This is a genomic window from Vibrio amylolyticus (assembly GCF_023145695.1).
Classification (GTDB): Bacteria; Pseudomonadota; Gammaproteobacteria; order Enterobacterales; family Vibrionaceae; genus Vibrio; species Vibrio amylolyticus.
The window spans coordinates 1-17009 of the sequence record NZ_JAJHVV010000003.1; the positions used below are offsets into that span (position 1 = coordinate 1).

Consider the following 17009-nt stretch of genomic DNA (forward strand, 5'->3'; position numbering starts at 1 on the left):
AATGAAGTCGAAGAGCAGGTTCAAGCGCTAGAGTCAGAACAAGAACCAGAAGACGTAATAGCGGACGTTGAAGAGTCAACGGTAGAGCCTGAGCAAGAAACGGTGGCTGACAATGAGGTCGAGCTTACTGATGGCCTTGATGAGATTCCGGAAACCTTTGATGCGTTAGAACTTCCTGAATATAACGAAGAAGATGCTTTGGCGGATATGCCCGTCGATGATGAGCTATCCAATGATGTAGAATCGGGCTCTTATGAGGAGGCAGTAGAAACCTTCGATGAGCAAGATCTTCCTGAGTATAGTGAGGATGACGCTCTGGCTGACATGCCAGTAGAAGCAGCTCAAGACGATCTAGCAGATGATACTGATGTGTTAGAGGAATCAACCTCTGAGTTGATAGAGTCAGAGCATTCTATTTCTGAAAGTGTCACTCTCGATGATCGTAACGAGGAACTGAAAAGTGAGCCTGTTATTGATTCACCAGAGTCTGAGGCTAGTTCTGAACAAGATGCTCTATTTGATGTGTTTCAAGCACAAGATATTGAATCTCTCTCTCGCGATGAGTTTGATGAGGGTGCGTTGAGTGAGCTACTTTCAGAGTCCGATGAGGATCTTGATGTAGGCTCTTTCTCATTCGATACTGCTATTGATACTCAGACCTCTGACAGTGCTGGGATGGATATTGATGCAATGTTGGAGATGGGAGGAGAAGATTGGAATGGCTTTAATCTATCTCCAGAGCAACAAGCTAGCATTTCAACCGATATTCCAGACGAAGAGAAAGAGGTTTGGAGTGAAGATAATAAGCCCGAAGAGGCGGAAGTTTCAGACGAAAATTGGGAGCAGCAAGAAGACTTTGATTCAACCTCTAATCAGTATCGCACCATTGATGAATTAATGGCGGAAGTCGATCATGAAGAGGAAACTACCCCTGATGACGAGGAGCTAAATCTGAATGTTGGGCTTGATGAGTTCCCTGATGTGATTGGTGATATTGGCTTTGAAGATGTTGATACCAATGCTGAAGCGGTCGGAAAGTTAGACTTAGCGAAAATATATATGGAAATGAACGATGCCGCTGGGGCAATTAAACTTCTGGAAGAGGCTATTGTGGATGGTTCAGATGCAATTCGCCAAGAAGCGAAAGGCTTGATCGACACAATAAGAAAGAGTTAAGTGAATAACTCCTAAGTTAAAAAACAGTAAAAAAGGCGGCATTAGCCGCCTGTTTTTTTAGAGTCGTTAGATATTTGTCGTTATTGATCTTATACTCTGCGACCCAAATTTAAGAGTAGATGAACATGAGAATTGCACTGGGCATTGAATACGATGGCACGAATTACTATGGTTGGCAGCGTCAACGAGATGTAAATAGTGTTCAAGAAGAGCTAGAGAAATCTCTTAGTATTGTCGCAAACCATCCTGTTGAAGTTCAATGCGCGGGCCGTACCGATTCTGGTGTTCATGGCACAGGGCAAGTCGTTCACTTCGATAGTGAATCGATCAGAAAGCCTGCCGCTTGGACTATGGGTGTGAATGCCAACTTACCTAAAGATATATGCGTCCGTTGGGCTCATGTTGTGGATGAAAATTTTCACGCAAGATTTACAGCAACGGCTCGTCGTTATCGTTACATTATTTATAATCATGCGTTGAGACCTGGAATTCTCTCATCGGGGCTAAGTCATTATCACGGGGATCTTGATGTAGAAAAGATGAACGTGGCGGGTCAGTATCTAATTGGTGAGAATGACTTCACGTCCTTTAGAGCGATTCATTGTCAATCTCGTAGCCCTTGGCGTAATATCATGCATCTAAACGTGACCCGTCATGGGCATTATGTGGTGATAGATATCAAAGCCAATGCGTTTGTACATCATATGGTTAGAAATATTACAGGCAGCTTAATTACCGTCGGTAAAGGTGAGCAGAAACCGGAGTGGATTAAATGGTTGCTTGAGTCGAAAGATCGCAAACTCGCATCAGCCACCGCAAAGGCGGAAGGTTTGTACCTAATAGACGTTGATTACCCGTTGAATTATCAATTGCCTAGAGAGCCGATTGGCCCGCTATTTTTACCTGATGACTTAAATTGAAGCGGTATTTAAGTCAAAATTTAAACATTTTATGTGTGAGATATCGATACAGGAAATAGGTACAACCAGTTTTTTGTCTACAGTTGGCATTTAATATGCTTTAATCCTTCACGCATAAATTCCGAATTTGTTTCTTACGCAATCAAGCGTAAGACTAGATAGAAAGGTCTTCCATGAGTTGGCTTGAAAAAATATTAGAAAAAAGCAACATAGTTAGTTCTCGTAAAGCGTCTATCCCTGAAGGTGTATGGACAAAATGTACCTCTTGTGAACAAGTGCTTTATCACGCTGAGTTAGAGCGTAACTTTGAAGTGTGTCCTAAATGTGACCACCACATGAGAATGAAGGCGCGCCGTCGTCTTGAAACATTTTTAGATGCGGATAACCGTGTTGAATTAGCGAATGACTTAGAGCCAAAAGATAAGCTTAAGTTTAAAGACTCTAAACGTTATAAAGATCGTATCTCTGCTGCACAAAAGAACAGCGGTGAGAAAGATGCACTTGTTGTAATGCAAGGTGAGCTACTAGGTATGCCGCTTGTTGCTTGTGCTTTCGAGTTCTCATTCATGGGCGGTTCTATGGGCTCAGTTGTTGGTGCTCGTTTCGTTCGTGCGGTCGACGCTGCTATTGAGAACAATTGTGGTTTGGTTTGTTTCTCAGCGAGTGGTGGTGCTCGTATGCAAGAGGCTTTAATGTCTCTTATGCAAATGGCGAAAACCAGTGCAGCATTAGAACGTTTGTCCGCTAAAGGGTTACCGTTCATTTCAGTCATGACTGACCCTACAATGGGTGGTGTGTCTGCAAGTTTAGCGATGCTCGGTGATGTGAATATCGGTGAGCCAAAAGCACTGATCGGTTTTGCTGGTCGTCGTGTTATTGAACAAACGGTTCGAGAAGACCTTCCTGAAGGTTTCCAACGTAGTGAGTTTTTACTAGAGCATGGTGCGATTGATATGATCGTTGATCGCCGTGAAATGCGTCAAAGAGTCGGTAGCCTTATCGCTAAACTGACTAACCGAAAGTCACCATTAGTTGTTTCTGTGAACGATTCTCCAAAGGAATCGGGATATCAAGTACCAGAAGCCACTGAAAAAGGGTAAAGTAGACACTAACAAAACACCACAGTATTTGGTTATAGTTAGATGACTCAAAACCCAATTCCTCAAGCCACATCTCCCTTAACGATGTGGCTTGATTATTTATCCAATATCCACACCTCTGCAATAGATTTAGGTCTTGATCGCGTTCAAGCGGTCGCTGAAAAGACTGACCTTACAAAACCTGCTCCAACTGTCATTACTGTTGCTGGAACCAATGGCAAAGGCTCAACATGTGCATTGATGGAAGCCATCCTTCTAGACGCTGGTTATAGCGTTGGTGTATATAGCTCCCCGCATTTGATTCGTTATAATGAACGAGTTCGTATTAATGGTGTTGACCTTGAAAATGAGAAACACTGTATCGCTTTTGATTATATCGAGCGTATGCGAGGCGATATCAGCTTAAGCTTTTTTGAATATGGCACTCTGGCGGCTCTGAGAGTCTTTCAATCAGAGAAAGTTGATGTTGTATTGCTTGAAGTGGGCCTTGGTGGCCGCTTGGATGCGACGAACATAGTAGATCATGATGTTTCTGTTATCACAAGCTTAGCGGTTGACCATGTTGATTGGCTTGGTGACGATATCAATGTGATTGGTTTTGAAAAAGCAGGAATTTTTCGTTCTAATCGTCCTGCTATTTGTGGACAACCTAAACCGCCTGCGACCGTAGCCGCTCATGCTGATGATATTGGCGCAAACTTCCACCAAGTGGGCATTCAATATACCTATCAAAAAGAGAGTGATACGACTTGGCAATGGAAAAGTGGGACGTTTGAATTAGGCGCTTTACCCATTCCAAAGCTACCGATTCAGAACGCGGCGACCGCGTTAATGGCTCTTGCGACAGCAGAGCTTGATCTCAGCGATGTGAACATTGTTAATGGTCTAAAATCAGCTCAGCTTCCTGGGCGCATGCAAATTATATCGGCCGAACCTGTGATTATTTTGGATGTAGCGCATAACCCTCACTCTGCACAGTACTTAGTTAAGTCTATAGAAGAGAGCTATCCAGAGAAAACTATTCACACTGTTGTTGCAATGCTGCACGATAAAGATATCAAGGCAACGCTGGATGAGCTGTCACCAATTACCGAGCATTGGTATCCCGCTTCACTAGAAGGCCCTAGAGCAGCGACTGTTGATGAACTATCAACCTACCTACCTAATGTCGTAGGAAAGTATCAAACCCCTGTAGAAGCTTTTAATAGCGCTTTGACAAAGGCAAATGAACACGATGTCATTATTGTCGTTGGTTCATTTCATACTGTAGGCGAAGTATTAGAGCACTGGCAGAGCAAAGGAGAGTAAATGGCAAGTAAGTTTCAAAGCCGATTAGTTGGCACCATCATCTTAGTGGCGGTTGGCATTATTGTGTTGCCTGATCTACTTGATGGTGAAAAGCTTCATTACAAAGAAGAAGTGGCTAGCATTCCAATTAAGCCAGAGCTAGATAGCGAGATGGAAGTTTTTGAACTTCTTGATCCGGTAGAGGACGAAATTGCCCTGCCTGAATCGCCTGTCGACGTTGTTCTTAATGTTGCCCAAGAGGGAGATAATGAAAGTAATAGGGACGATCCTTTACCGATAAAGGTCAAGCCTGTTGCTGAAAAGAATGACTATCAAGATAGCGCATGGATCATTCAATTAATGGCGTTAAAGAATGAAGAAAATGCCAATACTTTAGTAAAGGACTTACAAAAAAGAGGGTATCAAGCCCATACTAAGAAAGAAAATGATTTCACTCGAGTGATTATTGGCCCGGATGTATCAAAAAGTAAACTTGAGCAACAGCTGGTAGAACTGGATAAAATTACTGGTTCAAATGGTCGGTTGCTTAAATTTAAACCACTAAACCCATAAGAAAACGTTTGCGTCAGCATTTTTTCTGTTAAAATGCGCGCCAACTTAAGATGCAGAAAACATGAATTGGTTAGATATTGTCATTTTAGGGGTGATCGGGCTATCAGCTTTGATCAGTTTAATTCGCGGGTTTGCGAAGGAAGCGTTGTCATTAGTAATTTGGTGTGGTGCATTTTTTATCGCCAGTCAATATTACGCAAAATTGGCGGTTTATTTCACCAATATTGAAGATGACATGTTTCGCAATGGTACCGCGATTGCAGCGCTGTTTGTCGCTACTCTCATTGTGGGCGCGATCGTTAATTATGTGATCGCACAATTAGTCGAGAAAACGGGACTTTCTGGCACTGACCGAGTTTTAGGTATTGTGTTCGGCGGATTGAGAGGGGTGCTAATTGTTTCGGCAGCGTTGTTCTTTATGGATTTGTTTACCGCATTTCCAGAATCAGAGTGGTTTGGAAACTCGCAATTGGCTCCTGAATTCAAACGAATAATAGAGCCGTTTTTTGAGCACTTACAAGCAACATCAACTTTTTTATCTGGCGCATTATAGCGCCAGCAATTGCCGATTATCGAGGGTTAGGTCATGTGTGGTATTGTTGGAATCGTGGGTACAACGCCTGTAAACCAGTCTATTTATGATGCATTGACTGTGCTGCAGCATCGTGGCCAAGATGCTGCGGGTATTTGTACCATAGAAAGCAATCGTTTCCGTTTGCGTAAAGCGAACGGTTTAGTGAAAGACGTATTTGAAGCAAAACACATGCAGCGCCTTCAAGGTTCTGTAGGTATTGGTCACGTTCGTTACCCTACAGCAGGCAGTTCTAGTGCTTCTGAAGCTCAGCCATTTTACGTTAACTCTCCATTTGGTATTACTTTAGCTCACAACGGTAACTTAACGAATGCACATAAAATTCGTGCGAAACTAGCGGAAAAAGATCGTCGTCATATCAATACCACGTCTGATTCAGAAGTACTGCTAAACGTATTAGCGCACGAAATTGACATGGTTAAAGGCAACGTTACGTCTGAAGATGTTTTCCGTGCGGTTACTAATGTTCATCGTACTATTCGTGGCGCTTATGCTGTCGTCGCTATGATCATTGGACACGGCATGATTGCCTTTAGAGACCCAAATGGCATTCGTCCTCTATGTTTAGGTAAGCGCGAAGTTGATGGAAAAACGGAATACATGGTCGCTTCTGAATCTGTTGCGTTAGACGCTGTTGGATTTGACTTCGTACGTGACGTTGCACCAGGTGAAGCCGTTTACGCGACATTCGACGGTCAATTATTCACGCAACAATGTGCGGACAACCCAGTATTAAATCCATGCTTATTTGAATACGTCTACTTTGCTCGTCCAGATTCGTTTATTGATAAAATCTCGGTATACAGCGCACGTGTTGAAATGGGCAAAAAGCTTGGTGAGCGTATTAAAGAAGAGTATGCCCATCTAGATATAGATGTGGTCATTCCAATCCCAGAAACGTCATGTGATATTGCGCTTCAAATTGCTCAAGCGATTGATACTCCTTACCGCCAAGGTTTTGTAAAGAACCGTTATGTTGGCCGCACTTTCATCATGCCGGGTCAGCAACAGCGCAAGAAGTCAGTACGCCGTAAGCTCAATGCTATCCGTTCAGAATTTAAAGATAAGAACGTACTGCTTGTTGATGACTCTATTGTTCGTGGTACTACATCTGAGCAGATCATTGAGATGGCTCGTGATTCAGGTGCTAAGAAAGTCTTCATGGTTTCGGCTGCTCCAGAAATTCGCTTCCCTAACGTATACGGTATCGATATGCCAACGGCTAATGAGTTAATTGCTCATGGACGTGACAACGATGCTATTTGTAAGCAAATCGGTGCCGATGAGCTGATCTTCCAAACACTGGACGATCTAGTAGAGGCAGTTGGTCTTGGCAATACAGATATTGCTCGCTTTGAGTCATCAGTGTTCAGCGGTGAATACGTGACTGGCGATATTAATCAAGATTATTTAGATTACCTAGAATCATTACGTAGTGATGATGCAAAGGCAGAAGCTGAAGTTGAGCTTGCTAACCTTGATATTCACAATGAAGGTTCTTAATTGACTGCGGCTTTACTGATGTAGTGACTTAGAACGAAAAAAGGCTTCCAGTTGGAAGCCTTTTTTGTAAGTTTTTTATCTTCCTAACAAGCTTTAATCCGTTCTTGCTCGGAACATCTGGCTAATCAAAAACATTCCCGTTGCACTGATTACAACTGATGGTCCCGCTGGAGTATCAAAGGTCCAAGATAGATATAAACCACAGCAGACAGAGATAGCACCGATAACAGAGGCGATCATAGCCATTTGTTCAGGGGTATGGGCAAGCTTTCTTGCCGTTGCAGCTGGGATAATGAGTAAGGAGGTCATAATAAGCGCACCCACGAACTTCATACCGACAGCAATAACCAAACCAACCATTAGCATCAAAATAAGGCGCATTAGGTCAATATTGATACCATCGACAGCGGCGAGATCCTCATTAATTGTGGATGACAATAATGGTCGCCAAAAAACATACAGTGCTATAGCCACCACGACGACACCAGCATAAATAACGAGCAAGTCCGCAGGGGATACAGCAAGTAAATCACCGAACAAGTAGCTCATTAAATCGACTCTTACAGAGTCCATAAAACTCACTGTAATTAGCCCTAGTGACAGTGAGCTATGAGCCAGTATTCCCAGTAGTGTATCAGTCGCGACTAGCTTTTGTTTTTGAAGGGTAACGAGAACAATAGCGAGACCGAAGCAGCAAATAAGTAGTGCTAAATAAATATTAATATTTAGTAAGAAACCCAGAGCTAACCCCATTAATGATGCGTGAGCGAGGGTGTCACCAAAGTAAGCCATTTTACGCCAAACGACAAAAGAGCCTAATGGTCCTGCTATTGTGGCAATTCCCAACCCAGCAAGTAGTGAGGGGAGCAAAAAATCAATCATGCGAATGTCCATGGTTGTGATCACAACAATCAGATGCGGAACCTTTTACGGGTTTTCCTGATAAATCGTGGTGGTGCTGATGTTGATGCTGATAAAGGGCGAGTGATTCTCGGCTACTATGACCAAAAAGAGCAATGTATTTAGGGTTTTGAGTGACGTCTTGAGGCGCACCAGAGCAGCAAATGTGATGCTGTAAACAGATAACATTATCCGTTTTAGCCATGACCAAGTGAAGATCGTGAGAAACCATGAAGACTGCGCAACTAAAGCGGTGGCGAATTTCATCGATAAGATCATACAGATCGATTTGCCCTTGAATATCAACACCTTGAGCGGGTTCATCAAGCACGAGAAGATCAGGGCGTTGCAGCAAAGCGCGAGCAATTAAAATACGTTGATTCTCACCACCAGAGAGCTGGTGCATATTATAATTAATGAGGTGTTCAGCACGAACCAATTTAAGTGCATCTAAAATCTCTTGCGCACTATAACGTCCAGCTAATTGCAGAAACCGTTTTACATTGAGTGGCAAGCTATCGTTTAGCTGAAGTTTTTGTGGGACATAGCCTATTTTACATGGCTTATCCTTTTCTATCGTACCAGAGTCCACTTTTTGTAATCCGAGTAACACTTTCACTAGTGTAGATTTACCCGCACCATTAGGCCCAATTAGAGTAGTGATATGTTTGCGTTTTAAAGTAACGCTGACGTTATCTAAGACTCGTTTGTCATTAAACGAAACACAAATATCGTTTAATTCGACCAAAACCGACATAAATAGAACTCATTTGCAATTAACTAATGTTATAATGTAACATTCCTTTCTCTTCAATTCTACAGCACGTTGTTTGGTACCCTAATGAAATCTCGTTTAGCTATTGCTTTAGCACTGATTGTAACCGCTAGTCCCACTTGGGCTGTTAATGTCCTGTCTAGCATTAAGCCTATACAAATGATCACGACAGAAATCATGCTCAATGTTGGTGAGCCGGATGTGCTTCTTGCGAACAATACGTCGCCTCATGATTATGCAATGCGCCCGTCTGATATCCGTCGAATTCGAGGTGCTGATCTTGTGATTTGGTTCGGTTACGATTTAGAGCCCTTTTTAGATAGAGTCTTAGCACAACAAGATAATGTTTTAACGTTAAGTTCAATCCCTCAGCTCGCTCTACGAGAGTACTCTGGCGATCAACATCAGCATGACGGCCATGATCATGGCGATCATGATCCTCATTTTTGGTTAGGTGTTGAACCCTCTTTACAGGTTGCGGAAGCCATTGCTGAAAAGCTTTCTAAGGTCGATCCCGAGTATAAACAACAGTATCAGAGCAATTACGATAATTTTAAACAGCGATTGTTGGACGAGCAGAAACAACTAACCGCTAAGCTTGAGCCTGTACGCAAATATGGTTATTACGTATTCCATGATGCTTATGGTTACTTTGAATCAGATTACCAAATGAATCACTTAGGCTATTTCACTGTGACCCCGGATAGAAAGCCAGGGGCTAAGACACTCATAGCAATAAAAACCACCCTAAAAGAAAAACAAGCAAAGTGTGTATTCTCTGAGCCTCAATTTACTCCGGCAGTCGTAGAGTCAGTCACAAGAGGCACTAATGTTCACTTAGGTGAACTAGACCCTATAGGTATTGATATTGAAGTTAAAGCTGGAAGTTATTTTGTTTTCTTGAACTCTATGGCAGATAATTTCATACGGTGCTTGGCTGACTAGACGTCAACGATTAGACACTTAAAATTACAAACAAACGATTCTTTTGCGGCCAATCTTGCTGAATGTTTACCTAGGTTCATATACACTAGACAAAATTGTCGCCGCAAAAAAACTATACCTTGTTTGAACATAGTTCAAGTTTGGTGGTGTAAATTAAAAATAATGGCGAAGTTACGACCTTACTTTTGTTGCTGAAAGGGTAAAACTTGCTATTACGTTTTCTTTTTCCCATCTTACTTTTATTACCTCACATCGTTGTGGCGGTAGAGGTATCCCCATCAGTTTTCTACCCTTTATCCACTCAGGCTGAAGGGCGAACCATTGCGGCAAGAAATCTATTCCTGAGTGAGCAAGGCGGGATCTGGATCCATGATGTCCATGGCCGAGTTGTTTTCTATGATGGAAAAAACACCTTACCTAGAAGAGGCTCGGTATTAGATTTTACTTCTGATCAGTTGGTTTACCTCGATCAAGCTTTTTGGTCATTTGCAGACAATGAGATTTATCGCTCCTACCCTAACCAGCAAAGAGAGCTGGTGTTTAGTTTAACACCGGGGACAACAATACGATCTATCGGTATATCAAAGCGCTATATTTGGGTCGCCGATGACAGTAATTTCTATACCTATCATATCGACTCCGGCGATTTCCAATCCTATTCGCTCATGGAGTTATATCAATCTAGCCAGTCAAGTCGAGTAGTGATTAATGACGCACAGCTCATCATGTCGAAATGGGTATTGGCAACAAATATTGGTGTATTCCTATCTGAAGCATCGCAGTTTTCGCATATCAGCGCATCCGGTAAGCGCTATACAGAAACGCTCCACTTTTCAAACACACGCAATGAGCTAGTGATTGGCTCACTGTCGGGAGCATTGATTGTTGATGTTTTTAAACCGGATTCCCCCCTCCAATTGATAAGAGGTCATCACGTACTTTCAATTGTTGAAACGTCGAAAGAGTATTGGATAGGGACGGAACGCGGTCTGTTTGTTTATTCATTTGAAACGGGTGAAATAACCGAATTAAAGGGTGGTGTAAGCTTTAATTACGACCTTGAAGGGTCAAAAATTTACTCTTTACTTAACGACTCGAGACAGGGGATATGGATTGGAACGGATCAAGGGATTCGTTACTACTCTCTTTACAGTGAAAAGTTTCGTCGAATTCCCAAGCACCTTCTGACTTATCGAAGTGTTGGCGAGTCGTTGAAAAAAGTAATGAAAAATGAAGATAGAGAAGGGTATTGGTTAGTCTCTAATCACGCGCTTTATCGTATTTCGTTACAGGGGCAGCCCTCTACAACCGTGATTTATAACAAGAGCGAAGTGTTTGACCTTATTCAGCATCAAGGCGTCCTGATGCTTGCGACGGAGTCTGGCATTGTTTGTATTGATATCACAACGGGTGAAGTTATAAAAGAAGATGGGCTTCCCGTATCGATCAAAGAGCAGAAAGTCGAACAGTTAGAACGAGGTTACTCTGGGATGCTCTGGGGAGTGAAAGGCCCACAGCTATGGTCTTATGATTTAGAAGAAAAAAGCTTTAAAAATTATGGTGATTCATGGATGGTGAACCACTTTACCCCTTCGAAAGTGACACTACTTAGAGCCACTGAGTCATTAGGCTTATTGATTGGAACCGATCATGGCCTTTATCAATTAAAAAATGGAAGAATTCAATTTTTTAAAGAGAGTACGCAATTTGGCCATGTTGTTGCTATCAAAGAAGTAGAAGGTTTTATTTGGGTAGCATCAAGCTATGGCCTCTATCGACTTTCAAGTGACGATTTGTTGCCACAATCAATCCCTATGATTGAACAGAATATTAGTCCAAAGTGTTTGCTGAAAAAAAGCGATGGCGTTTGGCTAACCTCGTCTGCAGGACTCTCTTATTACGATAATAACGCCAATATTATTAAACACATTAGCGCACCGTTCGGTGTACTAAATAATGAGTTTGTCTCTAGCCTTTGTGACCCGTCTAACGATGGTATAGATAATTTACTATTAGGGACCACAAACGGCTTGATTCAAGTAGGGGAATCGGCGCTGATCGAGGAACCCTTGCCAAGCCACCAAGTTCTTTTTAGTCAAATTAATGTGAATCAAAAGACGATCTCATTAGGCAGTAAATTACCTACAAGCTTTACCATTCAGTACGGCGACTCTATAAGCTTTCTCATTGGCATAGTCCCTTGGAGTCATAATGATCAGCTCTATTATCGGCTAGAAAATAAAGGTGAGTGGATTGAGCTAGAAGGGTATCAGCTCTCTTTTGATCATTTGATACCAGGGACTCATACTTTGCAAGTCAAGCGAACATCAATGATTGGGGATAGTAGTAACGTAGTAAGTCAAGTGTTTACAGTATTGGAACCTTGGTATTTGTCTCGATGGGCGATCGCTTCTAGCGTATTGATGACATTATTGTTCGCAGGCCTGATTTCTCTCTGGCGCTCAAGATTGATGAGTGCTTCAAACAAAATGCTGAAAGGCAAAGTATCATTGAAGACCAATCAGCTTCGTCATCAAAGTAGAATTTTATTAACAAACAACCAGCAACTTAGAAAGCAGCTTGAGGTTCGCCACCTTATTTATAATCAGGTCATCACATCGGTTCAGGATAATTTGAATAATCTTGCTCGTAATACACAACGGGAGCACTCTTTATCCTCAAAGGATGTTATTAGGTTGGTTTCTAAAGAGTTAGAAATATTAAGAAATGCTAAAAGTAATGGGAATGGAACGAAGCAAATATTTGATTTGTCCCTAGTGATCGAATCCGTATTGTCTGGCTGGAAATCGGAGTTCGAAAAGTCAGGTATTGGCATTCAGTTTCGTTGCAATGATAGTGATGTCTTGGTTGAGTTAGATAACTTTAACCTTGATGTGGTCATTAACACGCTCTTAGATAGTCTTCTAGCAAGGTGCTTTAAAAATCAAGAGGTTCAAATTGAACTTTATATCGCTGATGAGATGGCTGTAATGAAAATGATGGATTCTGGAAGAGCGTTTCCTGACTTGGAACATTACGAGCAGGTCATGTCGATGGATCTCAGTGTGCACAATTTACCGTCACTCGTCTCAGAAAGTGGTGGACGACTTTCCTATCATATCTCTAAAGAACGAAACCTAATTGAGATATCTTGGCCTTTGAGTCTGACAACAATAAGTACGGAAGATGAGGCGTCGACTGAGCGCTTACATGATGATAGTGAGGAGGTTAATGAAGCGGATAGACTTTGGATGCAAAAACTAGATAACTTGCTAGAGAAGCACTACGCCGATTCTGATTTTGGTACCGCTTCAGCCGCTAAACATCTGTTTATTTCTGAACGTAGCCTTCAAAGGCGCTTTAAAGCGAGCCATGGTCGTACATTCAAAGAGTATCTTAATGAGTATCGCTTAGACAAAGCGGTCAAAAAACTCTTAGCGGGAGAAAAAGTGTCGGATGTTGCTTTTGATTGTGGTTACAACGACGCTTCATACTTTAGCCAGCGATTTAAACATCACTTCGGTGCTCCTCCGTCTCAGTTTATTGGAGGTTACGAGCAGCAAGATAAAATCACCGAATAGGTACCGTTCCGATTTTTACCCTCCCGCTAGAGTGCTGATACTTAGTACACATTTATCTGAGTACACGGCTAATGTGTGCGAGTTGGGCCCATATCAGGTACTGCACGAAGCTTAATTCAAATGGTACGCTATCCCTTTCCCTCTTATATTTCAATACCCTTAGACGTGTTCTGCTTTATTAGATTGCTGTAGACGAGCGTACGTATATCTCACTTATTCCATTCCAAAAGTACCAGGCATCTTAACTATCTTGATTCGAGCTAAATGAGATAGAGAGGAGCTAACCTAGCTGCTCTATCTGTAGATAATTGCCTAGCACTATTACAAATAATCAGATCATTGTTCAGGCGGAAAGTCATAAACTGGTGGCTTATTTAGTTTTGGGCATCAATAGATAATGTGCTCGTAGCGGATATTTGGTTAAAGATATTTTGATTAGAAAAAAATGGTAGTGAAGAGTTGAGGGGGAGTAAGAAAAAAAATATCGTGGCATAGCCGGGGGACTATACCACGGGTGTCAATGACACCTTCGCTTGCTGCCGGAGTGACATAGCGTGTGCTATATCACCTCTGGAATTTGTTTAGAGGGAATACCTCTCGACGGAATTAACTATAAAATATCCCACTTATTTTACGTATAAAATTAACGCCAACTTACTGTAAGAAAAGCGACAGTATTTTAGTTTATTTATAAGTCACTGTATTAATTCGGAAAGTTGGACCGATATGTGAGATTTTCTATAAGATAAGAATTACAGTTGTGATAAAGAAAATAGATATTAACGTTTTTAACGAGAGATCGGTTTACGTATTTAACGGTTTCAAAATTGCAAAATTTGATTTCACACAATATTCACTCCCTAAAATAAGCCTACAATTGCTTTAAATAATAATCCTTCTCATTTTCGTTAAGAACTCACTATGAAACTATCTGAGCTTAAACAAGGCGAGTACGCAGTTGTACTGTCGTTCAATACATTACCCATTGAGACACGTAAAAAACTTATGGTAATGGGAGTATTACCCAATACACCCATATCACTTATCCGCCGGGCTCCACTAGGAGACCCAATTCAGATTGATGTGAGAGGGGTTTCTTTGGCTCTCAGAGATAACATCGCCAAACAAATTGTTGTGGAGGTGAAATAATGGCTTATAACATTCTTACCGTTGGAAATCCAAACAGCGGAAAAACGACCCTCTTTAATGCCCTAACGGGAGCCAATCAATTTGTTGGAAACTGGGCAGGGGTGACAGTTGAGAAGAAAACAGGCTCATTTTCGCATTCAGGCTATGAGTTTAGGCTAACCGATTTACCGGGCATCTATGCGTTAGACAGCGGTAATGATTCTAATAGCATTGATGAATCTATCGCATCAAGAGCTGTGCTTACTCATTCGACCGATTTAATTATCAATGTTGTCGACGCTAGTTGCTTAGAACGCTCGCTTTATATGACACTTCAGCTGCGCGAACTAGGGCGACCTATGGTCGTTGTTCTAAATAAAATGGACGTGTTGAAGCGGGAAAGACAAAAGCTTGATATTAACAAATTAGAAAAATCGCTGGGTTGCCCTGTTATTGCGCTGTCGGCGAATGAAAAAAATCAAGTCGCCAAGTTTAAAGATGTACTCCATAAAACTGTAATTCAAGGCGTTGCTCTTAATAAGCTCTCATTTTCTTATAGTGATGACTTTGAGCAAATGATTCAGGGCATTGAGCCAATGTTTAATGAAGGAACAGTAGCAAGTCGAGCATTGGCGATTAGAGCACTTGAAAACGATCGCTTGGTTATAAATAGTCTTTCAGAAAATGATAGAGCCACCGTTGCTCGTTCTATCGAAACCAGTAACATCGATATTGATTTACTCGTTGCTGACTTTAAGTACACCTTCTTACACCAGGTGTGTAAAAGTGTAAGACGTTCAGAAGGTAAGTTGAACCGAAACTTCACAGAGAAAGCGGACAGCTTAATTCTTAATAAGTGGGTAGGTATCCCATTATTCTTCTTTGTTATGTATCTGATGTTTATGTTCTCAATAAATATAGGCAGTGCATTTATCGACTTTTTTGATATCGGTGTAGGGGCTATTCTGGTTGATGGGGGCCATTATCTGTTTGATGACCATTTACCCGTATGGCTAGTTACGTTGATTGTCGATGGTGTCGGTGGCGGTATTCAAACGGTTGCAACCTTCATCCCTGTTATTGCAACTCTTTATCTCTTTCTCGCGCTCTTAGAAAGTTCAGGCTATATGTCTCGTGCCGCGTTTGTCCTAGATAAAGTGATGCAGAAAATTGGATTGCCGGGTAAAGCCTTTGTTCCTTTAGTTCTTGGCTTTGGCTGTAACGTCCCATCGATTATGGCGACCCGAACGTTAGATCAAGAAAGAGAGCGTAAGCTAGCGGCATCGATGGCGCCATTTATGTCGTGTGGTGCCCGCTTACCGGTATACGCTCTGTTCGCTGCTGCATTTTTTCCGGAAAGTGGCCAGAACGTTGTTTTCGCATTGTACTTACTAGGGATTGTTGCAGCTGTCTTCACTGGTTTAGTGTTGAAGTACACCATTTATCCGGGATCAAGTGATAGCTTGATAATGGAAATGCCTGACTATGAACTTCCGACGCTACAAAATGTTCTCATTAAAACTTGGCAAAAATTAAAGCGATTTGTTTTAGGAGCTGGTAAGACAATCGTAATCGTAGTGACGATACTTAGCTTCCTAAATTCTTTGGGTACAGATGGTAGTTTTGGTAATGAAGATAGTGAGAAGTCTGTATTGTCAAAAGCTTCACAGGTTGTCACTCCGATTTTTGCTCCCATAGGTATTGATCAAGACAACTGGCCAGCTACAGTGGGTATTATTACCGGTATCTTTGCGAAAGAAGCAGTCGTTGGTACGCTAAATAGCCTGTATACCTCTGCTGATGAAACGGATGAAGAGTATGACTTAATGGCGAGTTTAGAAGAGGCCGTCTTGTCTATTCCGGAGAACTTAATTGGAATTAGTTACTCTGATCCATTAGGTATTGAAGTCGGTGACCTTACCGATATGGAATCAGTAGCCGATGAGCAAGAAGTTGACCGTTCTATATTTGAAAACCTGAAAGGTCACTTTGCTTCAGGCCATGCGGCATTTGCTTATTTGATTTTCATATTACTTTACACACCATGCGTTGCGGCGATGGGGGCGTATGTAAGGGAGTTTGGCCAAAAGTTTGCGCAGTTTATTGCTATTTGGACGATGGGACTAGCGTATGGAAGTGCCGCTTTGTATTACCAAGCTTCGCTATTAACGACTCAGCCAGTAACCAGTGCAATTTGGATAATTTCAATACTGTCTATTATGTTATTCACTTACCGATATATGAAATCTATAGGAAAGAAGCAGCAAAGGCTAGAGGTGAAAATAGCATGATCCTAAGTGACCTAATTGAATACATTGAAGTGCAGGGAACCAGTAGCCGAAAGGACCTTGCTAAGCAATTTGCTTTAAGTGAAGACGGCGTTGATGCAATGCTTGGTGTCTGGATTAAAAAAGGAAAGATAAGTCGTATAAACGACACAAATAAGCTAGGTCATACTACGCGAGTTCGTTATTGTTCAAACAGAAATGAAGGGTTTTCCATGATGGTGACGATGTGATTACAGGCCTA

At 41.8% G+C, this 17009-nt stretch carries 14 protein-coding genes; 12 read left to right on the forward strand and 2 right to left on the reverse strand.

The features are described 5' to 3' along the window. The 7 genes from KP803_RS05130 to purF all read left to right on the forward strand — a co-directional run. A partial coding sequence (locus KP803_RS05130) for a FimV/HubP family polar landmark protein (RefSeq protein ID WP_282437198.1) occupies nt 1-1176 on the forward strand: 1176 nt, incomplete at its 5' end. Between the two features lie 125 nt (nt 1177-1301). Further along, on the forward strand, nt 1302-2096 hold the full coding sequence (gene truA / locus KP803_RS05135) for a tRNA pseudouridine(38-40) synthase TruA (protein ID WP_248007772.1): 795 nt from the start codon (nt 1302-1304) through the stop codon (nt 2094-2096). A gap of 173 nt (nt 2097-2269) precedes the next feature. Then, nucleotides 2270-3196: an acetyl-CoA carboxylase, carboxyltransferase subunit beta gene (gene accD / locus KP803_RS05140; protein WP_248007773.1), complete on the forward strand. Its 927-nt coding sequence runs from the start codon at nt 2270-2272 to the stop codon at nt 3194-3196. 42 nt (nt 3197-3238) lie between these two features. Further along, nucleotides 3239-4504 carry a bifunctional tetrahydrofolate synthase/dihydrofolate synthase gene (folC, locus tag KP803_RS05145; RefSeq protein WP_248007774.1) on the forward strand — a complete coding sequence of 422 codons (1266 nt, stop codon included), beginning with the start codon at nt 3239-3241 and terminating at the stop codon, nt 4502-4504. Further along, nucleotides 4505-5056: an SPOR domain-containing protein gene (locus KP803_RS05150; RefSeq protein WP_248007775.1), complete on the forward strand. Its 552-nt coding sequence runs from the start codon at nt 4505-4507 to the stop codon at nt 5054-5056. Between the two features lie 61 nt (nt 5057-5117). Further along, nucleotides 5118-5609: a CvpA family protein gene (locus KP803_RS05155; protein WP_248007776.1), complete on the forward strand. Its 492-nt coding sequence runs from the start codon at nt 5118-5120 to the stop codon at nt 5607-5609. A gap of 33 nt (nt 5610-5642) precedes the next feature. Further along, nucleotides 5643-7151, forward strand: a complete 1509-nt coding sequence (gene purF, locus KP803_RS05160) for an amidophosphoribosyltransferase (protein ID WP_248007777.1) — start codon at nt 5643-5645, stop codon at nt 7149-7151. A gap of 93 nt (nt 7152-7244) precedes the next feature. On the opposite strand, the gene znuB is transcribed toward purF, so the two are convergent. Together znuB and znuC are read right to left on the reverse strand one after the other, a co-directional pair. Then, nucleotides 7245-8033, reverse strand: coding sequence for a zinc ABC transporter permease subunit ZnuB (gene znuB, locus KP803_RS05165; protein WP_248007778.1), 789 nt, complete (start codon nt 8031-8033; stop codon nt 7245-7247). Then, complete coding sequence (znuC, locus tag KP803_RS05170) at nt 8026-8808, reverse strand: zinc ABC transporter ATP-binding protein ZnuC (RefSeq protein WP_248007779.1); 783 nt, start codon at nt 8806-8808, stop codon at nt 8026-8028. Before znuC ends, znuB begins: the two co-directional genes overlap by 8 nt. Nucleotides 8809-8892: 84 nt before the next feature. Between znuC and znuA the strand changes: the two genes are divergently transcribed. From znuA to KP803_RS05195, 5 genes are all read left to right on the forward strand, one after another. Then, nucleotides 8893-9771 (forward strand): zinc ABC transporter substrate-binding protein ZnuA, encoded by an 879-nt coding sequence (gene znuA / locus KP803_RS05175; RefSeq protein WP_248007780.1) that lies wholly within the window; start codon nt 8893-8895, stop codon nt 9769-9771. Between the two features lie 257 nt (nt 9772-10028). After that, nucleotides 10029-13352: a helix-turn-helix domain-containing protein gene (locus tag KP803_RS05180; RefSeq protein WP_427916925.1), complete on the forward strand. Its 3324-nt coding sequence runs from the start codon at nt 10029-10031 to the stop codon at nt 13350-13352. A 921-nt stretch (nt 13353-14273) separates the two neighbouring features. After that, on the forward strand, nt 14274-14501 hold the full coding sequence (locus KP803_RS05185; protein WP_248007782.1) for a FeoA family protein: 228 nt from the start codon (nt 14274-14276) through the stop codon (nt 14499-14501). Continuing rightward, on the forward strand, nt 14501-16771 hold the full coding sequence (gene feoB, locus KP803_RS05190) for a Fe(2+) transporter permease subunit FeoB (RefSeq protein ID WP_248007783.1): 2271 nt from the start codon (nt 14501-14503) through the stop codon (nt 16769-16771). The genes KP803_RS05185 and feoB overlap by 1 nt, the downstream gene beginning before the upstream one ends. Beyond that, nucleotides 16768-16998, forward strand: a complete 231-nt coding sequence (locus KP803_RS05195) for a FeoC-like transcriptional regulator (protein WP_248007784.1) — start codon at nt 16768-16770, stop codon at nt 16996-16998. Before feoB ends, KP803_RS05195 begins: the two co-directional genes overlap by 4 nt. The last annotated feature ends 11 nt before the right edge of the window (nt 16999-17009 follow it).

Excerpts from the sequence above, each read along its gene's own strand:
- truA (WP_248007772.1), top strand. The coding sequence starts at position 1,302 with ATGAGAATTGCACTGGGCATTGAATACGATGGCACGAATTACTATGGT.
- accD (WP_248007773.1), top strand. The coding sequence starts at position 2,270 with ATGAGTTGGCTTGAAAAAATATTAGAAAAAAGCAACATAGTTAGTTCT.
- folC (WP_248007774.1), top strand. The coding sequence starts at position 3,239 with ATGACTCAAAACCCAATTCCTCAAGCCACATCTCCCTTAACGATGTGG.
- KP803_RS05150 (WP_248007775.1), top strand. The coding sequence starts at position 4,505 with ATGGCAAGTAAGTTTCAAAGCCGATTAGTTGGCACCATCATCTTAGTG.
- KP803_RS05155 (WP_248007776.1), top strand. The coding sequence starts at position 5,118 with ATGAATTGGTTAGATATTGTCATTTTAGGGGTGATCGGGCTATCAGCT.
- purF (WP_248007777.1), top strand. The coding sequence starts at position 5,643 with ATGTGTGGTATTGTTGGAATCGTGGGTACAACGCCTGTAAACCAGTCT.
- znuB (WP_248007778.1), bottom strand. The coding sequence starts at position 8,033 with ATGATTGATTTTTTGCTCCCCTCACTACTTGCTGGGTTGGGAATTGCC.
- znuC (WP_248007779.1), bottom strand. The coding sequence starts at position 8,808 with ATGTCGGTTTTGGTCGAATTAAACGATATTTGTGTTTCGTTTAATGAC.
- znuA (WP_248007780.1), top strand. The coding sequence starts at position 8,893 with ATGAAATCTCGTTTAGCTATTGCTTTAGCACTGATTGTAACCGCTAGT.
- KP803_RS05185 (WP_248007782.1), top strand. The coding sequence starts at position 14,274 with ATGAAACTATCTGAGCTTAAACAAGGCGAGTACGCAGTTGTACTGTCG.
- feoB (WP_248007783.1), top strand. The coding sequence starts at position 14,501 with ATGGCTTATAACATTCTTACCGTTGGAAATCCAAACAGCGGAAAAACG.
- KP803_RS05195 (WP_248007784.1), top strand. The coding sequence starts at position 16,768 with ATGATCCTAAGTGACCTAATTGAATACATTGAAGTGCAGGGAACCAGT.